The 2466-nt window shown below is 47.8% G+C and carries 3 protein-coding genes; all 3 read left to right on the top strand.

What is annotated here, in order from left to right:
- The first annotated feature begins 545 nt into the window (after window positions 1-545).
- The 3 genes from PPL9_RS09140 to PPL9_RS09150 are packed head-to-tail and all read left to right on the top strand — an operon-like array spanning window position 546 to window position 1247.
- A complete protein-coding gene (locus PPL9_RS09140) occupies window positions 546-752 on the top strand; it encodes a hypothetical protein (protein ID WP_057462411.1) in 207 nt (68 codons plus the stop codon).
- Window positions 753-769: 17 nt separating this feature from the next.
- On the top strand, window positions 770-982 hold the full coding sequence (locus PPL9_RS09145) for a hypothetical protein (RefSeq protein WP_057462412.1): 213 nt from the start codon (window positions 770-772) through the stop codon (window positions 980-982).
- 31 nt (window positions 983-1013) lie between these two features.
- Window positions 1014-1247 (top strand): hypothetical protein, encoded by a 234-nt coding sequence (locus PPL9_RS09150; protein ID WP_057462413.1) that lies wholly within the window; start codon window positions 1014-1016, stop codon window positions 1245-1247.
- The last annotated feature ends 1219 nt before the right edge of the window (window positions 1248-2466 follow it).

Raw genomic sequence — 2466 nt, forward strand, 5'->3', positions numbered from 1 at the left:
CTGTTCAATACTCAAACGATATTCCAGCGGTTGTTTCTGGATCTGCAAGGCTATGAAAAATACGTCTGATTAGTTTTCTACAAAATGGCAGGAGAGCCTTATTTGAGAGCTTTATTGCGGAGTATAGAACACCTATTATAGTTGTTTTGCTTATTGTGGGGCTCTTAGCCGCCGCCGTGGCATATCTTGCTGAAGACGTTTTAGTATACGCGATTGCCCTTCCAGTACTTGGTGCCTGCAGCATGTTCCAAATTGACCTCACGCCGAACGAAACAATAGCTGAGCCAGAACCAAAATATAGGCACCTAGCCGACTTGGTAGATGCGCGACCCGCATGTGTTACCGGAACTTTGGTGCGATGTCAGTTAGAGCATATGCGAATTTCCATCTTTGCGAAGTCCTTTGAAACAGCAAATGGATACATGGGTCGTAAGGAAACACTGGAACGACTTGAGAAGCTATTTCCTCCGGTGGAAAGCAATCCATAAAACGCCGGTAGGTTAATTATGCCTGATTACATGGTTAGAGCGAGTGGACGAGTATGCGTGCAAAATCATGCCGGTGATGGTGAGAGTTCGTTTTGCGGTGATGTTTGGGATCGAATTGATGATGACGGAACGTTGCAGGGCGACCAAAGCAACGTTGTAGAGAGTTTCCGGACATCTGAAAGTTACAACTGCAATGAATGCCGTGAAGCAATCGAAGATGCAAAGGCAGCAATGAACAACGCCAGATTTAAGCAATCCAACTAAGCCTGGTGAGGTGAAACATGTCTAACGATTTATCGTGGGTAGAATGGAAAGAGCGCTTTGAAGATCACCACGAGAAGATCTGCAAAGACGAGCAAACCGGTGAGGTCAACGGGTATGGGCTACGCCCAGTAATGGAGCATACCGGTGAGGAGTGCTGGAAAGAGAGCTTTGATGAGGGTTTGTCTCCAGAAGACGCGCTCGCTGAAGATATGCAGTATTGGGAAGAGTAGTCCAATAAAGGCCAATTTGAAGGAAATGAGTATGTACGCACATTGTTATCGTAGCGGCGAAATTGAACTTTCTCACAAGTCAGAATTGTCTGGAGCAATTTGCATTGGGGAGGGTCGGAAGGCTGACCTAGTGCGGCGAGTTGAGGCTCGTGCACGCCACGCGCATGACGGAAAGACATTGCTTGTTCCGGGTATTCCTGAAGCGCAAACCAATGTGGAAGCCGAACAGAAAATGATCGAATTCCGCACCTTCCTTGCACAATAGTCTGTAAAGCGCCGGTAGGTGAGAGATGAAAAATCTAGCTGAAGAACTTTATGACCATGCGCGTAGTTTGAACTCGGGTGAGGACGTTGATTGTGGTGAAACTATCCTCTTGTTCTATAGCGCCGCAAACGCACTTGGGCGGGTGTCGTGCCCTAGTGGTTGTAAGTCGCCTGAAGGCGTGAGGTGTCAAGTCTGTGCCGATAGCGGGAGCATTTCAGTTGCAGATCATCTTATGCTTGATGATGCCGCGCAGCGTCATGGGTGACAGTCCAGCAAAGGCCGGTAGGTGAAGACAATGCAGCCAGCTCTATTTATGTCCGGAGCTTGGATCGCAAATATCAGATTTCTCGTTCGAATTATCTGCGTCTATCGGAGAGGCCAAACTCACATTGGCTGCGAATGAAATCACTTATTTTGCGACTTGATCGCAATCATCTTGCTCGGATCACATTAATTGCGAGCGGCAGAGGTGCGAACATTGGCGACCTTCGCTGCAGGTGCGAAAACACTCGCAGACAGCAATCCATTGCTGACACGGTGAGTCAGAGCTACCATTCGAGTACTTCCATCAAGAGTTGTGCCGTACGAGTGATCGGCTTTGTGGATGCGTTTGTGAGCAGTTGTTTCTGGTTTTCTTCATGATTTAGATTTTCTGGAGCGGAGAAGCCTGCTCTTGTATCTCAGACAAAACTTCATGTTGCCTCCTTAATCCTGAGCAATGTTCATCTTAATTGTCGCTTTTGCTGGTGAAGCCTGCCATTTTCTCCTCTGGAAGGAGCTGTTTTGGTGGTCATTTAGGGAGTCGCAGGGCTCAATCTAGCTTTGAAAGCACCCTGTCTTTGAGCAACTAGTCCAATTTTCCCTTACATATCAAGGGAGGGCCATTTTTGGCCCGCTTCTTTTCATAGTGTTTTCAAGGTGTTGCGCCAAACTTGTGGGTCTGATGCAGGTCTCCGGGCCAACTTTGGCTCGCTACGACTTCCCTCTACGACCTAGAATTACGTCAGATCTAAATTCCTATCAGGCTTTATTCTCAAGTTATTTCAATCGCTAAGTGAGTAGTGGCGTACTCTTTTCTTGTATTCATCTCGCTTTGGCATGCAAGTTGCACTTGTGTTGGCACGCTGTCGCAGACTGGGGTCTGGGGCTGTGGCCCATTCTCATCAAATGGGGTTCATTTATTTGTTTTGCTGCGTCTATCCGCACACGGAGGGCGCTC

Source organism: Pseudovibrio sp. POLY-S9, from assembly GCF_001431305.1.
Lineage (GTDB): Bacteria > Pseudomonadota > Alphaproteobacteria > Rhizobiales > Stappiaceae > Pseudovibrio.